General features: G+C 66.9%; 17 protein-coding genes. 11 read left to right on the top strand and 6 right to left on the bottom strand.

Annotated features, from left to right (window positions below):
- The first annotated feature begins 17 nt into the window (after window positions 1-17).
- Entirely contained in the window at window positions 18-758 is a 741-nt protein-coding gene (locus JYG32_RS26575; RefSeq protein ID WP_174381726.1) for a heparin lyase I family protein, read from the top strand.
- An 81-nt stretch (window positions 759-839) separates the two neighbouring features.
- Here JYG32_RS26575 and JYG32_RS26570 read toward each other — a convergent pair whose 3' ends face one another.
- Complete coding sequence (locus JYG32_RS26570; RefSeq protein WP_213265593.1) at window positions 840-1,856, bottom strand: 1-aminocyclopropane-1-carboxylate deaminase; 1,017 nt, start codon at window positions 1,854-1,856, stop codon at window positions 840-842.
- Window positions 1,857-2,054: 198 nt separating this feature from the next.
- Between JYG32_RS26570 and JYG32_RS26565 the strand changes: the two genes are divergently transcribed.
- From JYG32_RS26565 to JYG32_RS26555, 3 genes are all read left to right on the top strand, one after another.
- Entirely contained in the window at window positions 2,055-2,555 is a 501-nt protein-coding gene (locus tag JYG32_RS26565; RefSeq protein ID WP_213265592.1) for an Lrp/AsnC family transcriptional regulator, read from the top strand.
- A gap of 110 nt (window positions 2,556-2,665) precedes the next feature.
- Window positions 2,666-3,169: a type II RES/Xre toxin-antitoxin system antitoxin gene (parS, locus tag JYG32_RS26560; protein ID WP_213265591.1), complete on the top strand. Its 504-nt coding sequence runs from the start codon at window positions 2,666-2,668 to the stop codon at window positions 3,167-3,169.
- A complete protein-coding gene (locus JYG32_RS26555) occupies window positions 3,166-3,639 on the top strand; it encodes an RES family NAD+ phosphorylase (protein ID WP_174381722.1) in 474 nt (157 codons plus the stop codon). Before parS ends, JYG32_RS26555 begins: the two co-directional genes overlap by 4 nt.
- A 60-nt stretch (window positions 3,640-3,699) precedes the next feature.
- Here the strand turns inward: JYG32_RS26555 and mdeB are convergent, their stop codons facing one another.
- The gene (gene mdeB / locus JYG32_RS26550) at window positions 3,700-6,438 is read right to left on the bottom strand and encodes an alpha-ketoglutarate dehydrogenase (protein WP_213265590.1); all 2,739 of its coding nucleotides are present in this window, start codon (window positions 6,436-6,438) and stop codon (window positions 3,700-3,702) included.
- 149 nt (window positions 6,439-6,587) lie between these two features.
- Here mdeB and JYG32_RS26545 point away from each other — a divergent pair, with 149 nt between their 5' ends.
- Both JYG32_RS26545 and poxB read left to right on the top strand, forming a co-directional pair.
- Window positions 6,588-7,115 carry an Lrp/AsnC family transcriptional regulator gene (locus JYG32_RS26545; protein ID WP_047901851.1) on the top strand — a complete coding sequence of 176 codons (528 nt, stop codon included), beginning with the start codon at window positions 6,588-6,590 and terminating at the stop codon, window positions 7,113-7,115.
- 236 nt (window positions 7,116-7,351) lie between these two features.
- Window positions 7,352-9,073 carry a ubiquinone-dependent pyruvate dehydrogenase gene (gene poxB, locus JYG32_RS26540; RefSeq protein ID WP_213265589.1) on the top strand — a complete coding sequence of 574 codons (1,722 nt, stop codon included), beginning with the start codon at window positions 7,352-7,354 and terminating at the stop codon, window positions 9,071-9,073.
- Between the two features lie 39 nt (window positions 9,074-9,112).
- Here poxB and JYG32_RS26535 read toward each other — a convergent pair whose 3' ends face one another.
- Entirely contained in the window at window positions 9,113-10,033 is a 921-nt protein-coding gene (locus JYG32_RS26535; RefSeq protein WP_213265588.1) for a LysR family transcriptional regulator, read from the bottom strand.
- Between the two features lie 120 nt (window positions 10,034-10,153).
- Between JYG32_RS26535 and JYG32_RS26530 the strand changes: the two genes are divergently transcribed.
- From JYG32_RS26530 to JYG32_RS26510, 5 genes are all read left to right on the top strand, one after another.
- Complete coding sequence (locus JYG32_RS26530; RefSeq protein WP_213265587.1) at window positions 10,154-11,137, top strand: aldo/keto reductase; 984 nt, start codon at window positions 10,154-10,156, stop codon at window positions 11,135-11,137.
- A gap of 235 nt (window positions 11,138-11,372) precedes the next feature.
- Window positions 11,373-11,963, top strand: a complete 591-nt coding sequence (locus JYG32_RS26525; protein ID WP_174381717.1) for a class I SAM-dependent methyltransferase — start codon at window positions 11,373-11,375, stop codon at window positions 11,961-11,963.
- Between the two features lie 154 nt (window positions 11,964-12,117).
- Window positions 12,118-13,551 carry an alkaline phosphatase gene (locus tag JYG32_RS26520; RefSeq protein WP_213265586.1) on the top strand — a complete coding sequence of 478 codons (1,434 nt, stop codon included), beginning with the start codon at window positions 12,118-12,120 and terminating at the stop codon, window positions 13,549-13,551.
- A gap of 32 nt (window positions 13,552-13,583) precedes the next feature.
- Window positions 13,584-14,975: an alkaline phosphatase gene (locus tag JYG32_RS26515; RefSeq protein WP_213265585.1), complete on the top strand. Its 1,392-nt coding sequence runs from the start codon at window positions 13,584-13,586 to the stop codon at window positions 14,973-14,975.
- 33 nt (window positions 14,976-15,008) lie between these two features.
- The gene (locus JYG32_RS26510; RefSeq protein ID WP_213265584.1) at window positions 15,009-15,770 is read left to right on the top strand and encodes a hypothetical protein; all 762 of its coding nucleotides are present in this window, start codon (window positions 15,009-15,011) and stop codon (window positions 15,768-15,770) included.
- A gap of 147 nt (window positions 15,771-15,917) precedes the next feature.
- Here JYG32_RS26510 and JYG32_RS26505 read toward each other — a convergent pair whose 3' ends face one another.
- The 3 genes from JYG32_RS26505 to JYG32_RS26495 form a co-directional block, all read right to left on the bottom strand.
- The gene (locus JYG32_RS26505; RefSeq protein ID WP_213265583.1) at window positions 15,918-17,057 is read right to left on the bottom strand and encodes an acyltransferase family protein; all 1,140 of its coding nucleotides are present in this window, start codon (window positions 17,055-17,057) and stop codon (window positions 15,918-15,920) included.
- Window positions 17,054-17,863: an OXA-1043 family class D beta-lactamase gene (gene blaOXA / locus JYG32_RS26500; protein WP_213265582.1), complete on the bottom strand. Its 810-nt coding sequence runs from the start codon at window positions 17,861-17,863 to the stop codon at window positions 17,054-17,056. Before blaOXA ends, JYG32_RS26505 begins: the two co-directional genes overlap by 4 nt.
- A 368-nt stretch (window positions 17,864-18,231) precedes the next feature.
- Entirely contained in the window at window positions 18,232-19,383 is a 1,152-nt protein-coding gene (locus JYG32_RS26495) for a porin (protein ID WP_213265581.1), read from the bottom strand.
- Window positions 19,384-19,746: the final 363 nt, after the last annotated feature.

Below are 19,746 nucleotides of genomic sequence, written 5' to 3'. Positions count from 1 at the left end.
TCGTCGTTGCCGCATGCGTGCTCGTCGCATCGATTTGCCACGCGGGCCCGGAAGGCGGCAAGCATGACGATGCGCGCTTTTATCGGTCGGACTGGGCGCGCGGCATCGATTCGCGGCTTCGTTTGCAGGAGCCGGTGGTGCAGAACATCACCACCGCCGAAATTTCCGGTATTCACGGCACGCTGTTGAGGGTGACGATGAATCGCTCGCAGGACTTCAGCAGCGTGGCGAGCGGCACGCCACGTTCCGAGATCGGCTTCTCTCCGGTGTTTCGCTTCGTCAACGGTCGCGACTACGAGGTGCGCTGGTCGACGGTCATTCCCGCCGACTACCGGTTCGATTCCAGACAGCCGGAACTCATCGCGCAGTTGCATCAGGGCGGCAGCGATGGATCACCGCCGTTTGCGTTGCTGCTGAGTAACGGGAAGTACGAAGTCGATGTGCGCGGCGCGCCGGGCATGCCGAGCCGATCCATTGCGTTCGGCGACCCGTCGGCGGATCGCGGGAAACGGGTCTGGTGGGTGCTGCGGTATCGACCGGACGATCAAGGCGTCGACGCGCTGACCGATGTTTTCCGGAACGGCGAACGCGTCGTGCATGTTCCGGGCGTACCGAACGCGTATCCGAACGATCGCGACGCTTACTTCAAGCTCGGCCTCTACAAATGGTGGTGGAAGACCCGCCCGTCCGATGTGACCGAGCGAACGCTATATTACGGCGACATCGAGATGAAGGCACTGCGTGAGACGGCCCGATGAGCGGAGCCGAACCGGGCGGATGCCGTGCCGGTTCGACGGAGGCGTGACGCCGGTGCACGCCGCGCCTCCGCCCGGCCCGCATCACCCCTGTCGGAAAATCTCCGCATATGCGCTCAACGCCGGCACCCCGCCGAGATGCGCATACAGCACCTTCGACCCCGGCTCGAATTCCCCGCGCCGCACCTTGTCGATCATCCCGTGCATCGATTTGCCTTCGTACACGGGATCGGTCAGCACGCCTTCGAGCCGCGCGCACAGCCGAATCGCCTCGAGCGTGCCGTCGTTCGGCAGCCCATATTCGGGGCCCGCATAACGCGTGTCGAGCACGACGTCCTGTTCGTCGATGCGGCGTCCGAGTTCGACGATCTCGGCCGTGTGCCGCGCGATGCGCGTGATCTGCGCATGCGTCTTCTCCGGCGTCGCGGATGCGTCGATCCCGATCACGCGATCCGCGCGCCCGTCTGCCGCGAAGCCGACGACCATGCCCGCCTGCGTGCTGCCCGTCACCGAGCACACGACGATGTAGTCGAACTTGAACCCGAGTTCGGCTTCCTGCTGCCGTACCTCCTCGGCGAAGCCGACGAACCCGAGCCCGCCGAGCGGATGCTCGGAGCAGCCGGCCGGGATCGGATACGGCTTGCCGCCCGCCTGCCGCACGCTTTCCATCGCCTCTTCCCAACTACGGCGGATGCCGATGTCGAAGCCGTCGGCAACGAGCCGGACGTCGGCACCCATCATGCGCGACAACTGGATGTTGCCGACCCGGTCGTACACGGGGTCTTCATAGTTGACCCAGTGCTCCTGCACGAGCACGCATTTCATCCCGAGATGCGCGGCGACGGCCGCGACCTGACGCGTCTGGTTCGACTGGACGCCGCCGATCGACACGAGCGTGTCCGCACCCTGCGCGAGCGCGTCGGGGATCAGGTATTCGAGCTTGCGGGTCTTGTTGCCGCCGAACGCGAGGCCGCTGTTGCAGTCCTCGCGCTTCGCATACAGCTCGACCTTGCCGCCGAGGTGCGCGCTCAGGCGCTTGAGCGGCTGGATGGGCGTGGGGCCGAACGTCAGCGGATAACGGGGGAAGCGTTGCAGGTTCATCGACTTTTGTCTCCGGAAAGGCGGGGTTGGCGCAGGCATCGGTGCGCTCGGGAGCGGCCGGCACGCCGTCTACCGATGGAAAAATGATAGGCAAGCACGCGAGAAATGAGCTTGCGAAATAAATATCATCGGCCTACGTTGATAACGAATCGAGCGTTAATCAAGCAATTCGAGTTCAAAAAAATCGAGGAAGACGCAATGAAATTAAGTGGAAGACCGGCGACGCCGGCCGATGCCGCACCCGCGCTCGATCGCATCGATCGCGCGATCCTCAGGCAGCTTCAGCAGGACGCGTCGATCTCGAACGTGAGCCTCGCCGCGAAGGTGAAGCTGAGCGCGCCGGCGTGCCTGCGGCGCGTCGAGCGGCTCAAGGAGACGGGAATGATTCGCGGGATCGTCGCGCTGCTCGACCCGAAGCCGCTCGGGGCCGGCATGCTGGTCGTGATCGGCTTCGTGCTCGACCGCTCGACGCCGGAAGCGTTCGCCGCGTTCGAGAAGGCCGCGCAGAAGGTGTCGGGATGCGTCGAATGCCACGTCGTGACCGGCGAGTTCGACTATTTCATGCTGGTGCGCACACGCGACAACGAAAGCTTCAACCGGCTGCACGCGGAGCAACTGCTCTACCTGCCCGGCGTACGGCAGGTGCGCTCGTTCATGGTGCTCAAGGAGATCCTGTCGACGCACGCGTTGCCGGTGTAGCGCGGAGCGCCGTCGATTCCCGTTGGTCAAGGCTATGCCGTTTGGTCGATTGAAAATTCCCGTTTGGTTGTATACAATGAGAGTTTAAATTAACCCATTCGGGAGTCGCCATGACTGCAACCACACCTGCGGCCCGTCAACCTGCCAAGCGGGCTGCCGCGTCCCGTGCCGCGACGCCGGCAGGCGGCTCGAACGGTTTGGGCGCCGGCAAGGGCGATTTCGACACCTTTCGCCGCATGGCGCCGATGTTGCAGCGACGCGCGATCGCGGACGGTTTCGACGCGGGCATCATCGAGCGCGTCGCGCGCGAGTTGCTTAGCGTGCCGGTTCAGTCCCTCTTGAGCGCGCTGAGCCTTCCCAGCTCGACCATTCTGCGGAAAATCGCCAAACACGACCGGTTGTCGCAAGGCGAGTCCGATCGCGTTGCGCGCGTGCTCTATGTGCTGGATCTCGCCACCGATCTGTTCGAGGACAGCGAGCGCGCAGCGGCGTGGATGAGCCGGGCGAACGCGGAGCTCGACGGTTTGAAGCCGCTCGAAGTGCTCGATGTACAGCCTGGCTACGACCGGGTGCGCGACATTCTGAACCGTGCCCAGTTCGGGGTCGGGGCGTGAAGTTGTATCGTCTCGCGAAAGAACGAAAGGGGCACTACCTCGCCGACGACCTGAGCGGGAACGGCGCGGCGATCGCAGGTGGCCGCTGGAATCCTCGCGGCATGCGTGTGCTTTACACCTGCTGCCATGCGTCGACGTCGTTGCTCGAGGCGCTCGTCCATATGTCCGGCTTGCTTCCCGCTGGCGGATTTTTTTTAGTGACGCTGGAAGTGCCCGACACTGTCCATGACAACGCGTACCAGCCGGACCTGCCGGACGATTGGGCGGTACTGTCGCAGGATCCGGAGTCGACCGCCCGGATCGGGCAGGTCTGGCTCGAAGCGGGCGAGCAGTTGGCGATGCGCGTACCGTCGGTCGTCTGCCCGACCGACTTCAACTTGCTGCTGAACCCTCTGCATGCGGATTTTGCTTCGAGTGTGAAAGTGATTAGCAAAGAAGCGTTCGTGCTGGATCCCCGCCTCTTCGGCTAATCGGTTGTATTGCGCGGATCGACGAACAGTCGTCGGCTGCTGAGCAGTCGCGTCGCCCGATCAGCGCTGCCACGGCGCGACGCCTGGCTGCGCGGACTTGCCGAGACGCTCGCGTGCGTCGCGCACGATAGTCGCATCGAGTGCTCCGTCATCCGCCAGCGCCTTCAGCGCGGCGAGCACGATGCTCGCGCGGTCGACCTCGAAGAACGCGCGCAGCGCGTCGCGCGTATCGCTGCGCCCGAACCCGTCGGTGCCCAGCGTCACGTAGCGGCGCGGCACGTATGCGCGGATCAGTTCGGGCACCGCGCGCACGTAGTCGGTCGCGGCGATCACGGGCCCGCGCGTCGCGGCGAGCGCGGCGGTGACGTACGGTGTCGAGTGCGCGTCGTCGTCGAGCCGCGCGCGCCGCTCGGCCTCCATCCCGTCACGCTGCAGTTCACTGAAGCTCGTGACGCTCCACACGGCCGCATCGATACCCCAGTCGTCCTTCAGCATCCGCTGCGCGGCGAGCACTTCGCCGAGGATCGCGCCCGAGCCGAGCAATTGCACGCGCGCGAGCGCATTTGCATCCGCATCCGACGGCAGCGGATGGATGCCCTTCAGGATGCCTTCGCGCAGCGCGTGCGGATCGCCGGCCGGCATTGACGGCTGCGCGTAGTTCTCGTTCATGACCGTCACGTAATAGAACACGTCGCGCTGCTGCTCGACCATCTCGCGCATGCCCGCATCGACGATCGTCGCGACTTCGTACGCGAACGCCGGATCGTACGCACGGCAGTTCGGAATCGTCGACGCGGCGAGGTGGCTGCTGCCGTCCTGGTGCTGCAACCCCTCGCCGCCGAGCGTCGTGCGCCCGGACGTCGCGCCGATCAGGAAACCGCGCGAGCGCTGGTCGGCGGCGGCCCAGATCAGGTCGCCGATGCGCTGGAAGCCGAACATCGAGTAGTAGATGTAGAACGGCAGCATCGGCAGGTCGTGCACGCTGTACGACGTCGCGGCGGCGATCCACGACGAGATCGCGCCCGCTTCCGAAATGCCTTCCTCGAGGATCTGGCCGCGCGTGTCCTCGCGGTAATAGAGCATCGAACCGAGGTCTTCCGGCTCGTAGCGCTGGCCGAGCGGCGAGTAGATGCCGACCTGCCGGAACAGGCTGGCCATGCCGAACGTGCGCGCTTCGTCGGCCACGATCGGCACGACGTGCGAACCGAGGTCGCGATCCTTGATCAATGCGGCGAGCATGCGCACGAGCGCCATCGTCGTCGACATCTCGCGGCCGGCCGCGTCCAGCGCGAACGCTCCCCAGGCCGGCATCGAAGGGACGGTCAGCCCCTTCGATGCCGCTCTCCGCCTTCTGGGCAGACAGCCTCCCAGGGCAGCCCGGCGAGCATGCAGGTAACGCATCTCCGGGCTGTCTTCCGCTGGCTTGTAAAACTTCAACTGTTCGACGTCGCTGTCCGACAGCGGCAACCGGAAGCGGTCGCGGAACGCCTTCAGATCGTCGACGTCGAGCTTTTTCTGCTGATGGGTCGTCATCCGGCCCTGGCCGGCCGCGCCCATCCCGTAACCCTTCATCGTCTTCGCGAGGATCACGGTCGGCTGGCCGCGGTGCGCGAGCGCGCGCGCGTACGCGGCGTGCAGCTTGCGCGCGTCGTGGCCGCCGCGGCGCAGGCGGTCGATCTCCGCATCGGTGAGCTGCGCGGCGAGCGCTTCGAGCGCGGGGTCCTGGCTGAAGAAGCGCGCGCGGTTGTACGCGCCGTCGTTCGCGGAGAAGGTCTGGAATTGTCCGTCGACGGTGCCGGCGAACGCGCGCGCGAGCGCGCCCGCATGATCGCGCGCGAACAGCGGGTCCCAATCGGACCCCCACAGCACCTTGATCACGTTCCAGCCGGCGCCCTCGAACTGCGCCTCGAGCTCGTCGATCACGCGGCCGTTGCCGCGCACCGGGCCGTCGAGCCGCTGCAGGTTGCAGTTGATCACGAACACGAGATTGTCGAGCCCCTCGCGCGCGGCGAGCGACAGCGCGCCGAGCGATTCGGGTTCGTCCATCTCGCCGTCGCCGAAGAAGCCCCACACGGTGCGGCCTGCGGTGTTCGCGAGGCCGCGATGCTGCAGGTACCGCATGAAGCGCGCCTGGTAGATCGCGTTGATCGGGCCGATGCCCATCGAGCCGGTCGGGAATTGCCAGAAGTCGGGCATCAGCCACGGATGCGGATACGAGCACAGGCCCGGGCCGGCGATTTCGCGGCGGTAATGCTTCAGGTGATCCTCGGTGAGGAAGCCTTCGAGATACGCGCGCGCATAGACGCCCGGCGACGAATGCGGCTGGAAGTACACGAGATCGCCGCCGGCCGTGCCGGGTGCGTCGCCGCTCGCGGGCGACGAGGCGCGGAAGAAATGGTTGAAGCCGGTTTCGAACAGGTCGGACGCCGACGCATAGCTTGCGATGTGGCCGCCGAGTTCGCCGTATGCGCGGTTCGCGCGCACGACCATCGCGAGCGCGTTCCAGCGCAGCGCGGCCGACAGCCGTTCCTCGAGGTCGAGGTCGCCCGGATACGGCGGCTGTTCGGCGAGCGGAATCGTGTTCAGGTAGCGCGTGACGGGCGTGCGCGGCGATGCGAGGCCGGTCGCACGCGCATGCTCGGCGAGCCGGTCGAACAGGTATTGCGCGCGGTCGCGGCCGACGTGCGCGACCACCGCGTCGAGCGCGTCGAGCCATTCGGCGGTTTCTTCCGGGTCCGCATCGACGCGCGCGAGGGCCGCGCGCTGCGTGTGTTCGATACCGTTCGACAGATCCGTCATGCGAGTCTCCCGCGCGCCGGCGGCGGCACGCATCAATGGGACTCATGCTACGCGCCGATCCCCAGAATATGCGTCTGATTTCATTGGGAATTTGCCGCTGGATAGTGTAAATATTCCGGAATCGTCGCGAGAAAAGGAATATTCAGGCCATGAGCACCTCCCCCAAGCGGCTCGACCGCATCGACATCGGCATCCTGAACCAGCTTCAGCAGAACGCGCGGATCACGAACGCGGAACTGGCGCGCGCGGTGAACCTGTCGACGACGCCGTGTTTCAACCGCGTGCGCGCGCTCGAGAAGCTCGGGCTGTTCAGGCAGCAGGTCACGCTGCTCGATCCCGAGCCGCTCGGGCTGCGAATCAACGTGTTCATCCAGGTCAGCCTCGAGAAGCAGGTCGAGGACGCGCTGCAGCGTTTCGAGGAAGCGATCTCGCAGCGGCCCGAGGTGATGGAGTGCTACCTGATGTCGGGCGACGCCGACTATCTGCTGCGCGTCGTGATGCCCGACATGCGCACGCTCGAGCGTTTCATCATCGAGCGGCTCACGACGATTCCGGGCGTGTCGAACATCCGGTCGAGCTTCGCGCTGAAACAGGTGCGCTACAAGACCGCGCTGCCGCTGCCGGCGGCGGGGCTCACGCTCGTCGATCCGGACGAGTCGGCGTCCGACTGGAGCTGAGCGCTCGATCTGTCCGCCTGTCCGTTCGCTGACGGCACGCTGACGGAACCATGACGCCCGCCACGCACGCCCCGCCGGATCGAACGAAACGCGCGCCGGCGCCTCATACGGCAGTCGGCGCGCCTGCGTCGTCACGACGCGGCGCGGGTCAATCGCGTATGCTCGTCCGGTCGGTGCCGGCTGCGAACGTACGGCCGGTTCATGCATGTCTCGATCAATCAACGAGTGAGGGCATCATGGCAAGACAGACGATGGCGGAATACCTGGCGAAGACGCTCGCGGCGGCGGGCGTCGAGCGCATCTGGGGCGTGACGGGCGACAGCCTGAACGGCCTGTCGTTCAGCCTGGCCCAGATCGGCTCGATCCGCTGGATGCATACGCGGCACGAGGAAAGCGCCGCGTTCGCGGCCGGCGCGGACGCCGCATCGACCGGGCGGCTCGCGGTGTGCGCGGGCAGTTGCGGCCCCGGCAACCTGCACCTGATCAACGGGCTGTACGACTGCCACCGCAATCACCAGCCGGTGCTCGCGATCGCCGCGCACATCCCGTCGACCGAGATCGGCCTCGGCTACTTCCAGGAAACCCATCCGCAGGAACTGTTCCGCGAGTGCAGCCACTTCGCGGAACTCGTGACCAATGCGTCGCAGTTTCCGCGCGTGCTCGCGCGCGCGATGCGCACCGCGATCGACGAACGCGGCGTCGCGGTGATCGTGCTGCCGGGCGACATCGCGCTCGGCGACGGCCCGGAAGAAGCGCCGGCGTGGAGCGAATCGGCACCGCCGTCGATCCTGCCGGCCGATGCCGACCTCGATCGGCTAGCGGCATTGCTGAACGGCTCCGACGCGGTCACGCTGCTGTGCGGCAGCGGCACGCAGGGCGCGCACGACGAAGTGGTCGCGCTGGCCGACACGCTCGGCGCGCCGGTCGTGCATGCGCTGCGCGGCAAGCAGTTCGTCGAATGGGACAACCCGTTCGATGTCGGGATGACGGGGCTGATCGGCTTCAGCTCGGGTTATCACGCGATGGAATCGTGCGACACGCTGCTGATGCTCGGCACGGATTTCCCGTACCGGCCGTTCTATCCGTCGAACGCGAAGATCGCGCAGATCGACTGGAAGGGCTCGCAGCTCGGGCATCGCGCGCCGCTCGCGCTCGGCCTCGTCGGCACCGTGAAGGGCACGATCGCGGCGCTGCTGCCGCGCCTGACGCGCAAGACGCAGCGGCGCTTCCTCGAGAATGCGCTGAAGCACTACGCGGCCGCGCGCAAGGGGCTCGACGATCTCGCGGTGGCCGAGCCGCCGGGCCGCGCGATTCATCCGCAGTACCTGACGAAGATCGTCGACGAAGTCGCGGCCGACGACGCGATCTTCACGGCCGACGTCGGCACGCCGACGCTGTGGGCCGCGCGCTACCTGACGATGAACGGCAAGCGGCAACTGCACGGTTCGTTCAATCACGGCTCGATGGCGAATGCGATGCCGCAGGCGCTCGGCGCGCAGGGCGCGCATCCGGGCCGGCAGGTGGTGTCGCTGTCCGGCGACGGCGGGCTGTCGATGCTGCTCGGCGATCTGCTGAGCGCGCGCCAGCTCAAGTTGCCGATCAAGATCGTCGTGTACAACAACAGCCTGCTCGGCTTCGTGTCGATGGAGTTGAAGGCGGCCGGCTATCTCGACACGAACGTCGACCTGAGCCCGACCGATTTCGCGGCGATCGCGAAGGGCGCGGGCATCTTCAGCGTGCGGGTCGAGCATTCGGAGAACGTCGAGGAGGCGCTGCGCATGGCGTTCGCGCACGACGGGCCAGCGGTGGTCGACGTCGTCACGTCGAAATACGAACTCGCGATGCCGCCGAAGATCGAGATCGCGCATGCGAAGGGCTTCAGCCTGTTCATGCTGCGCGCGATCCTCAGCGGACGCGGCGACGAAATCGTCGAACTGGCGAGAACCAACCTGAGGTGACGCGGTGCCGCGCGCGATGCGGCGTGCATCGCGTGCGGTTCACGATTCGTTCTCGACCGGCCGGGGCTGCGTCGCCCACTCGCGCACGGCCTCGACGAACAGCCGCAACGCAGCCGGCGGATGCCGGTTCGCCGGATAGTAGAGGCACAGGCTGTCGAAGGTCTGGCTCCACTCGGGCAGCACACGTACCAGTCGTCCGGACGCCAGATGGTCGACGACGCGCGATTCCGTGACCCAGGCGATTCCGATCTCGGCCAGCGCCGCGTCGATCATCAGGTTCTGGTTGCCGAGTGTCAGCGGCCCGTCGACATCGACGGTCACGCGCTTGCCGTCGCGCATCAGGTCCCAGCGATAGAGCGTGCCGCTTTCGAACCGGTACCGGATGCACGCGTGACGCATGAGGTCCGGCGGGTTCTCCGGCGGCGCGTGCCGCGACAGGTAGCCGGGTGACGCCACCGCGACGAAGCGCACCGGGTCGCCGAAGCGCACGGCGATCATGTCGCGCGGCACGTCTTCATGAACGCGGATGCCGGCGTCGAAACCGTGCTCGACGATGTCGATCAGCCGCGAATCGACGACGAATTCGACGTGAATATCGGGGTAGCGGGCGGCGAAGGCCGGCAGCACTTGCCGGATCAGCGGGCGCGATGCGGCCTCCGATGCGCTGATCCGGATCTGGCCGGACGGCCGGTTGCGGGCGGTCGCGGCGTCGTTCAGCGCGTCCTCGAGATCGGCCACCGCGGGCCGCACGCGCAGCAGCAGTTGTTCGCCAGCCTCCGTCAGCGCGACGGAGCGCGTCGTGCGGTTGAACAGCCGCACGCCGAGCCGCGCTTCGAGGTGGCGGATCGCATGGCTCAGCGCCGACGGCGACACGCCCAGGATGCGGGCCGCGCCGCTGAAGCTGCGCTGCTCCGCGATCGTGATGAAGGTCGTCAGTTCGCCGATGCCGGTGCGTTGCATTTGTGAGATTTCATCAATAACGCATGAAATAGTACGCTGATTGTTGAGCGGTATCCATCAACCTACACTGGCTTCCTCGGCGTCTCGTCGATCGTCTTCATCTTTCAGCAGGAGAAATTCATGCAAACGCGCGTGCTTGGAAACAGTGGCCTCGAAGTCTCGGCAATCGGGCTCGGCTGCATGGGATTGAGTTACGGCTACGGCCCCGCCACCGACAAGGCGAGCGGCATCGCGCTGATCCGCGCGGCGTTCGAGCGCGGCGTGACGTTCTTCGACACGGCGGAAGCGTATGGCCCGTTCGTCAACGAGGAACTGGTCGGCGAGGCGGTGGCGCCGTTTCGCGATCAGGTCGTGATCGCGACCAAGTTCGGTTTCGAGAACGGCGAGGCGATGAAGGGCGTCGACAGCCGCCCGTCGCATATCCGCGAAGTGGCCGACGCGGCGCTGAAGCGGCTGAAGGTCGATCGCATCGATTTGTTCTACCAGCATCGCGTCGATCCGAACGTGCCGATCGAGGATGTGGCCGGCACGGTCAAGGATCTGATCCGCGAAGGCAAGGTCGCGCACTTCGGGCTGTCGGAAGCCGGTGAGCAGACGATTCGCCGTGCGCACGCGGTGCAGCCGGTCGCCGCGCTGCAAAGCGAGTATTCGCTTTGGTGGCGCGAGCCGGAAGCGCGGATCCTGCCGACGCTCGAGGAACTCGGTATCGGCTTCGTGCCGTTCAGCCCGCTCGGGAAAGGCTTCCTGACCGGCGCGATCGATGCGAACACGACGTTCGCCGCGACTGACTTCCGCAATGTCGTGCCGCGTTTCTCGGAGGAAAACCGCAAGGCCAACGCGGGCCTCGTCGATCTGCTCGGCCGCATCGCCGCCGACAAAGGCGCGACGCGCGCGCAGATCGCGCTGGCCTGGCTGCTGGCCCGCAAGCCTTGGATCGTGCCGATTCCGGGCACGACGAAGCTGCATCGGCTCGACGAGAACGTGGGCGCGGCCGCCGTCACGCTGACGGCCGACGATCTCGCCGCGATCGAGACGGCGCTGCAGCAGGTCAGGATCGTCGGCGAGCGTTATCCCGCGCACTTCCAGCAGCGCATCGATCGCTGATCCGGGACGGGTACGGCACGGGCGCGCAGCACAGGAGCGCGATGCCGCGTATTAGGGACAATCTTCACGTCGCCTTAAGATTGCGTTTCCTAGAATCGATTTGATCGTCGCTCTTCCTGCGACGGACCGATTCGTCCAGGAGGATGCACGTGAAAAAGCCCCGTGTTGCCGTAGCCCCGTTCCACGAAGTCATCGGCGCGTCGAAACCGACGGCGCAACCGCTCAAGGCCGGCCAATGATCTGGCCGAACGCGTGGCGTGTCTCGGCACTGTTCGTGCGCGAGTGGGTCGGCCGTCCGGCCGCGGTGGGTGCGTTGTGCCCGAGTTCGCGGCATCTGGCGCGCGAGATGGCCGACGCGGTGCCGGACGGCGACGGGCTGGTCGTCGAACTCGGCGGCGGCACCGGCGCGATCACCGCGGCGTTGCTCGAACGCGGCGTCGCGCCGCGGCGCCTCGTCGTGGTCGAGCGCTCGCCGGCGTTCGTGCAGCACCTGCGGCGACGCTTTCCGGATGTCTCGATCGTGTGGGGCGATGCGCGGCAGCTCGAACGGCTGCTGCCGCCCGACGCGCGGGTCGATGCGATCGTGTCGTGCCTGCCGTTGCGCACGCTGCCGCGCCAGGACGTGACGGCCATCGTCGATCAATGTCACCGCGTGCTGTCGGCCGACGGCGTGATGATCCAGTTCACGTACGACCTGCGCTCGCCCGGCCGTCATCCGTTGGGCGATTCGGCATTTGTTGCCTGCGGCAGCCGTATCGTCTGGGCAAATATTCCGCCTGCGCGAATCGTGACCGTGCGCAGCGTCGCCACCGAACACGCCGGTTGACGCGGCCGTGCGCACGGCGCCCGAACACGGCGCCGCGCCGGTTTCTTTCATAAGTCATACCGATCCTTCCAATTTCCATTCATATTGTCGTCACATCAGGTTCCTACCATCGCCTTTCATTTCGAAAGCATCAACACCGGGGGGAACCGGCAACATGAATCGAATCAAAATGGCGGCGCTGCTGTGTGCCGGCGCCTTTGCGCTTGCCGGATGCAACAGCGACGATGGCCCGACCAGCTCGACGCCCGCGCCCGTGCAGGCGGCGGCGCGCAACGTGATCTTTTTCCTCGGCGACGGCATGGGGATGACGACGCTGACGGCCGCACGCATCTACGCCGTCGGTGAAGACGGCGCGCTCACGATCGACACGCTGCCCGAATCCGCGTTCGTGAAGACCTATTCCAACGATGCGCAGGTGACGGACAGCGCGCCGTCGATGTCGGCGTACATGACCGGCGTCAAGACCAACAACGAAGTGATTTCGATGTCGCCCGACACGAAGGCGGTCGACCCGACCGCCGGCCTCACCGGCAACTGCGGCGCGAACAACGGCAAATCGGTGTCGACGCTGCTCGAGATCGCGAAGGCGAAGGGGATGGCCACCGGTGTCGTGACGACCACGCGCGTCACGCACGCGACGCCTGCCGCGACCTACGCGCACGTGTGTCATCGCGATGCCGAGAACGACATCGCGGCCCAGCTCGTGCCGGGCGGCGCGGGCTACAACGGCGCGCTCGGCGACGGCGTCGACGTCGTGCTCGGCGGCGGCACGCAATTCTTCGTGCCGAAGGACGGCGGCGGCAAGCGCACCGACGGACGCAACCTCGTCAACGAGCTGAAGGCAAAGGGCTACGCGTTCGCGCAGAACCGCGACGACCTGCTGGCCGCCGATGCGACGAAGAGCGGCAAGCTGGTCGGCCTGTTTTCGTCGAGCCACATGAGCTACGACCTCGATCGCGGCGCGACGAAGGAACCGAGCCTGTCCGACATGGCGACGCGCGCGCTCGACGTGCTGCAGAACAACCCGAACGGCTATTTCCTGATGGTCGAGGGCGGCCGGATCGATCACGCGCTGCACGACACCAATGCGAAGCGCGCGCTGCAGGACACGGTTGCGTTCGACAACGCGATCAAGGCGACGCTCGACAAGGTGCGCAAGACCGATCCCGACCTGAAGAACACGTTGATCGTCGTCACCGCCGATCACGATCACACGCTGGTGTTGAACGGCTATGCGGCGCGCACCGGCAAGACCGAAGCGGGCAAGCCCGGCGTGCTGGGCGTGCTGCGCAGCTATCAGACGGGCGCGGTCGCGAAGGACGCGGACGGCGCGCCGTACACGATCATCGGCTTCGGCAACGGCGAGAACCGTGTGCAGGGCAGCCGCGCGGGCACCGCGCTCACCGACGCGGTGACGGGCGCCGACGACTATCGCCAGGAGGCGGTCGTGCGGATGGACAAGGGCAGCGAGACGCACGGCGGCACGGATGTGTTCCTCGGTGCGATCGGCCGCGGCGCGGATGCCTTCCACGGCGTGATCGAGAACAACAGGGTCTTCGAGCTGGTGCGCAACGCGGTGCAGCTTTGAGCGCCGACAACACGGGTACAGGGGAATACAGGATGTCGACCATCAAGTGCATCGCGGCTGCGTTGGCCGTCGTGGGTTTCGCATGCGGCCCGGCGCAGGCCGCCGGCCAGGCGAAGAACGTGATTTTCTTTCTCGGCGACGGCATGGGGCCGACGACCGTGACGGCGAGCCGGATCTACAAGGTCGGCGAGTCGGGACAACTGACGATGGAGAAGCTGGCCCGCACCGCGCGCGTCAAGACCTTCTCGAACGACGCGCAGACGACCGACAGCGCACCGTCGATGGCCGCGTACATGACCGGCGTGAAGATGAACAACGAAGTGCTGTCGATGTCGTCCGACACGCGCGCAGTTGCGCCGGGCAGCGACGTCAACGGCAACAAGACCGTCAACCACTGCGCGTCGGGCAACGGCCAGCCGGTCGCGACGCTGCTGGAACTGGCGAAGGCGCGCGGCAAGGCGGTTGGTGCGATCACGACGACCGAGCTCACGCACGCCACGCCCGCCGCGACCTATTCGCACATTTGCCACCGCGACGCGCAGTACGACATCGCCGCGCAGGCGGCGCCGGGCGGTGCCGGCTACAACGCGGCGCTCGGCGACGGCGTCGACGTGCTGATGGGCGGCGGCCGCAATCACTGGACGCCGTTCGATCCGGTGGCGAACAAGCGCGGCCGCGCGGACGGGCGCAACCTGCTCGACGAGATGAAGGCGAAGGGCTACACGGTCGTGGCTACGAAGGATCAGCTCGCTCAAGCCGGCAACGGCAAGCTGGTCGGCCTGTTCAGTTCGACCAGCCATCTCGAGTACGAGCTGGACCGCGTCGCGGGCAAGGGCGAAGGGCCGTCGCAGCCGAGCCTCGCGGACATGACGTCGAAGGCGATCGACGTGCTGTCGAAGAACTCGAACGGCTATTTCCTGATGGTCGAAGGCGGCCGGATCGATCATGCGCTGCACGGCACCAACGCGAAGCGCGCGCTCGAGGATACGGTGGCATTCGATGAAGCGATTCGCGTCGCGCTGTCGAAGGTCGACCTGTCGAATACGCTGATCGTCGTGACGGCCGACCACGACCACACGATGACGATCAACGGCTATTCGAAGCGCGGCAATCCGATTCTCGACATCAGCCGCAACTATCGCGACGGCCAGCCGAGCAAGGATGCCGACGGCAATACCTACACGACGCTGGTGTTCGGCAATGGCGCGAACCGGCCGAACGTGCGCGCGTCGGTCGATTCGGCCACGGCGATGAACGAGGCGTACCTGCAGGAAGTCGGCGTGCGGATGGGCAGTGCGGGCTCCGAGACGCACGGCGGCGGCGACGTGATGCTGTTTGCCGACGGCGCGGACGCGAAGGCGTTCAAGGGCACGATCGACAACACGAAGGTGTTCGGTCTCGTGCGCTCGGCGTTCGGTTTCTGAGGCCGGCGACTTCATGACGAACGGGACCCTCCGATGAAACGCCAGCTTCTCTGCGCGCTCGCTTGCGGGCTGGCTGCGCTCCCCGCCGGTGCGGCGGCGGATCTCGACGCCGTGTTGCTGCACGAAAGCCGCACGGTGACGGCCGACGGCGTGACGCGCACGACGATGTACCGCGAACGGATGGTTCGGCGCGACGGGCATGTGTGGGTCGAGCGCGTGCTGCCCGTCGCGGCGGCGGGCGGCGGTCATGGCGACGAACACGATCACGACCATGACCACGACGCGGGCCGTGTGCGCCAGGACCCGCCGCGTGCCGGTGTGCAGCCGGCCGCCGCCCATGCCGGACACAAGCACTTCAACTTCCAGGCAGCCGCACGGCACGTGACCTACGACGGCAAGACGGCGCGCATCGAGTATGTGGACGCGGCGACCCGGACGGTCGTTAGCGTGCCGCCGGCCGAGTACGAAACCACGGGCTTCGACGGCTCGTGGGACAACGCGTACTACGTCACGCCGCCGTCGCAACTGAAGCGGCTCGCGGCGGCGACGCGCGGCGACGCGCCCGGCACCCGCTGGTACGAGCAGGCGGTCGAGTCGCCCGGCGCGCGCGGCGTGAACCGGATTCTGTGGAGCGAACGGTTGCAGGCGCCGCTGTCGGTCGAATACCGCAGTGCCGACGGACGCGTGGTGCGCAAGCTGACGCTGACGCAGGTGCCTGCCGCGCGGCGCGAGCCGTTGCCGTGGCAGGCGCTCGCCGGCTACGCGCACAAGGAATACGCGGACTATCTGGATTGACCGACGCGCGACCGATGACGCGGTTGCGCGGTCGATCGACGTTTCGCAAGCGGGGCTTGCGGTCAGGCCGGCCGGTATCGTCGCGATACGGCCGGGCCCTGGCCGGTTTTTTTCCGCCGCCGCCCGGAACAGGTCGCCGACGAAGCGCTAGAAGCGCGCGCCGTCCGGCACGCGCGCCGCGGGCCGCGACGCGACCCGCTTGATGAAGCGGTCGAGCGGCGTCGCATAGCCGCGCGCGATGACCGCGCTCAAGCCGGCCGACAGCACCAGATACGCGACGAGCAACGCCAGCTTGCCGTCGCCGTGCGTACCCGACGGCGGCCAGAACGTGCGCAGCGCGCCGAGCACGATCAGGTGGAACAGATACAGCTCGTAACTGAGCCGGCCGCTCCAGCGCAGCGGCGCGAGCACGCGGCCGTGCCCGTGTTCGCGTTCCGCATGCGCGCCGATCAGCAGCACGGCCGTGCCGAGCGCCATCGCGGATATCCCGATCACATGGCTTTCCGCGATCGGCCACGCGAGATAGAGCGCTGTCATCGCCGCTACCGCGAGCCATTGCACGGGCGCCGCCGCGAGTACCTGCCAGCGCGCGCGTTCGGCGAGCAACGCGGTACAGCAGCCGATCGCGATGCCGTCGAAGCACGCGAAGTACGCATAGAGGAATCCGCCTTCGTCGCCAGGATGCGTGAAGCGGTACACGGGGCCGATCGCGGCAATCAGCAGCCAGAACGCGAACAGCCGCGTGTCGCGGCGCAGCGCGATGCACAGCAGCGGAAACGACAGGTAGAACACCTCCTCGACCGACAGCGACCACAGCACGCCGAGCGCGTAGTTGACCCATCCGTACGCGCCGATCAGCACGTTCATCCAGAACGTGAGCGACGCGAGATTCACGAGCCAGAACGACAAGGCGATGCCCTGCGGCGCATGGTTCGTGAAGATCGGCACGCCGGCCGCCGCGAGGCCGTTGACGAGCGCGAGCAGCAGGAGCAGGCACGGGACGATGCGCGCGACCCGCGACATGTAGAACGCGCGCACGTCGAGCGCACCGAGGCTGCCCCAGCGGCGGCGCGCATTCGACGTGATCAGGTAGCCCGAGATCGCGAAGAATATCGTCACGCCGTAGTTGCCGTTGCGCACGATCGCATGGACCGTGTCCCAGCCGAGCATGCGCGCGAGCGCCGTGTCGCGCAGCGGATACGCGATGTTGAAGTGGTGCAGCAGGACGAGCAGGATTGACACGCCGCGCAGCAGGTCGATCCGCGCGTTGCGCGGCGCGGTGCTCATTGCGGCCGGGCCGGTTCGGCGAGTGCCGGCAGCGCGGCCAGGAACGTATCGCGTGAGCGCAGGCCGGCGTTCGGCGTCTGCCGCTTGTCGTCCTGAATCAGGTTCGCGAACACGAGCGTGCGCGACCCCTTCTTCGCCCAGCCGACGAACCAGCCGTACGCGTGCGCGCTGTCGTACCTGAAGCCCGGCGAGCCCGTGCCCGTCTTGCCATGCACGGTCCAGCCGTCCAGCTGCGCGTCGATCAGCGTGATGCGCTCGGTCATGTCGTACGCATGCGCGCTGACGGGTAGCGTCCGGTGCACGATCTTGCGCATGAACGCGACCTGTTCGAGCGGCGAAATTCGCAGCGATGAATTGACCCATGCGCCCATCACGCCGCTGAGTTCGCCCTGCTTGCTGGTCACGTCCGTATTGCCGTAACCGAATGCGTTCGTGTACTGCTGGAAGCGTGCCGGCCCGAGTGCTTGCGCGACCTGTTCCGAGTACCAGAAGAGCGACAGCTTGATCCAGCGCGCCGGGTCGGCCGGCACGCGCCACGGGGCGCCGCCCCAATCGGGATAGCCGGCGTGGAAGTCGAGCGTCGGCGTGTGTTCGTCCTTCAGGAAGCCGGCGTCGAAGCCCATCAGGCTGATCGCCACCTTGAAGGTCGACGCCGGTGTGACGCGGGTCGCGCAATCGCCTCGCTGGATGAGCATCTGGCCGGTGGCGGCATCGGCGACCACGGTGCAGACGGGATGGGCCGATGTGGTCGCGGCGGCCAGGAGGCCGGCGGCAAAGACAAGCAGCGTGCGGCGCCAGGTTTTCAAGCGAGACTCCAACGGATCGTGATCGGGAGGTGCGTCGTGCGGGCCCGCCGGCGGATCGTGTCGCCGGGGACGCGCTCAATGGGGCAGGGCCGGGTCGGCGGCGAGTGCCGGAGCCGGCTGTCGAGGCCGCGCACAGTGTATCGGAGGCGGGGCGGTTGCCGACCTGTCATGGTTGACGGGACGCGTGGTCTTCGGCGGTACCGGTGAGGATGAGCAGGGCGATGGTGACGACGAGGCGGGCGGCAGCGCGCGTCGAGCCGCCCCCTGACGAAAAAGCCCGCCGGCATGCGCTGGGCGCGTGGCGGCGGGCAAAGACACCTCGGCGGATCCGCGCGGGTGTCGCGTGAAGAACGGAGAACCCGGCCGCGTCAGAACTTGTGGCGCAGCGCGAGACGCACGGCCACCTGGTTCGACGTCGAAGACGGCGCGTCGGTGCCGGGGATGAACGCCTGGTCGAGGATCGAGTTCGTCTTGTCGCCGGCGATGTGCTGGTACGCGGCCTGCACGTACACGTCGGTGCGCTTCGACAGGTTGTAGTCGGCCATCAGCCCGACCGAGTGGATCTTCGGCTTCGCGTCGCCGGTCGACGCGTCGTACTTCTCGAGCGACAGCACGTACTGCGCGCCGACCATGAACGCCGGCGTGATCTGGTACGAGCCGTTCACTTCGAAGTTCTGGTACTTGATCGCGCTGACCGTCGCCCCCGGCGCGATGATCGCGCCCGGCGTGCCGAGGTAACCGTTGCCGGTCGGGTTCTTGTAGTTCGAGTTCGTGTACGCGAAGCCGACCGTCGCGGGCCCGAACGTGTAGTTGATGCCCGCGCCGAACACGCGCATGCGCTCGGCGATGTAGCTCGCGTCGTTCGCGGTGATCGCGCCGGCCGAACCGTTGCCCGGATGGTTCGCCTGCAGGTACGCGGCGCCGATCAGCAGCCCGTTGTTCTGGTATTGCGCGCCGAAGCTGTACGCGCGGTTGTCCGAGAAGCTCGTGCTGTTGCTGAAGCTGTACGCGCCGCCGAACTGGAAGCCGCCGAAGTTCGGGCTCGCGTACTTCACCGTGTTGTCGAGGCGGAACGAGTTGTCGGTGTTGTCGTTGTCGAACGGGTGCGCGAGCAGGTAGCCGCCCCAGTTGCCGTTCGCGGTGGTCGGCGCGAGATAGTCGACGACGGAGTCGTACTGGCGGCCGAACGTCAGCGTGCCGTACTGTGCCTGGCTCAGGCCGACGTACGCCTGGCGGCCGAACATGCGGCCGCCCTGGTTGAGCCGGCCGGTGTTCACGTCGAAGCCGTTCTCGAGCTGGAAGATCGCCTTCATGCCGCCGCCGAGATCCTCGCTGCCCTTCAGGCCCCAGCGGCTGCCCTGCGCGTAGCCGCTCGCCATCTCGTAGACGTGGCCGGTGCCGACGTTGTTCGTGTAGTTCAGGCCTTCGTCGATCACGCCGTACAGCGTGACGCTGCTTTGCGCGAACGCGGGCGACGCGAATGCGGCCGTTACGGCGAGCGCCGTCAGTTTCTTGTTCATTGAGAGATCTCCGGGGTATCCAGCTTGTATCGGTTGTCGTGAGCGCGTCCGGCGAGGCGCGTCCCGTCATCCGGGGCGACCCGGCGCAGCGCGCGCGGCGCCGGAAACGCGCAATGCGCGGCGGCGCGGCGACCGGCAGTGTCGGGTCGTGTCTCCTCCGATGACACCGCGCATTCTTCCGAAGCCGAAACGGAATCGAAAGCGAGTAATTTCGATGGATGGGATCGGGATCGCCGATGGGGGCGCGACGGGTGGTTTCGACAGCCGAAACGGCGTGCGCGCAGCCGCGGTTCAACGCCGGCCGGGCAACGGCGGAACGGGGGCGCGACGCAGCCCGCTGCAGGCCGTGCGCGGTCTCGGAAA

The organism is Burkholderia pyrrocinia (genome assembly GCF_018417535.1).
GTDB classification, from domain to species: Bacteria; Pseudomonadota; Gammaproteobacteria; order Burkholderiales; family Burkholderiaceae; genus Burkholderia; species Burkholderia pyrrocinia_E.
This window is presented reverse-complemented; position numbering and strand designations above follow the sequence as displayed.